This window comes from Fulvivirga aurantia, assembly GCF_009711475.1.
In the GTDB taxonomy this organism is placed as follows: Bacteria; Bacteroidota; Bacteroidia; order Cytophagales; family Cyclobacteriaceae; genus Fulvivirga; species Fulvivirga aurantia.
The window spans coordinates 1-698 of record NZ_SMMD01000144.1 but is presented as its reverse complement, the minus strand read 5'-3'; the positions used below and the strand labels follow the sequence as shown (position 1 = coordinate 698).

Annotated in this window: 1 protein-coding gene; it reads left to right on the top strand. The window is 39.8% G+C overall.

All coding sequences use genetic code 11. From position 1 onward, the window contains the following. A partial coding sequence (locus E1176_RS00390) for a fatty acid desaturase (RefSeq protein ID WP_155208617.1) occupies positions 1–646 on the top strand: 646 nt, incomplete at its 5' end. Positions 647–698: the final 52 nt, after the last annotated feature.

Here is a 698-nt window from a genome sequence, read left to right as displayed (position 1 = left end):
TTTTGTGTTGACTTGGTTTTTCCAGGGATCAAACTATCTAAGTGCTTATGGCTATGGAATAATGCACCGAATGCATCATGCCTATGCTGATACGCCAAACGATCCACATTCTCCAAAATATGATGAAAGTCTGTTTAAAATGATGTGGAAGACCAAAACCATTTACTCAGCGATCACGAGCAAGCAAATGAAAGTGGACGAACGATTTACTCAGGATGTTCCTGAATGGACAGCCTTCGATCGATTTGCAAGATCATGGGTATCTCGACTGCTTTGGGGAGCTATCTATGTAGCTATTTACTGGCAATTTGCTACCGTTTGGTGGTTATGGTTGCTATTACCTCTTCAGTTTTTATTGTCACCAATTCATGGCGCAATCATCAATTGGTTTGCTCACAAATATGGTTACAGAAACTTTACCGTAGGTGACACTTCAAAAAACTTTTTACCAGTCGATTTTCTGATGATGGGAGAGAGCTATCACAATAACCACCACAAACATGGACACAGAGCCAACTTTGGTGGAGTAAGATGGCATGAAATAGACCCTACTTACCAGGTGATCAAACTTTTTAACAAGTTAGGCATCATCAAAATGGCTAAAGAAAAGCAATTGGTACCTGCTGAAATGAAAAAAGCAGCTTAAACAGAACATCACAAAGCATAGAGAAGGCCTTCAGCAATGAAGGCCTTTTTTT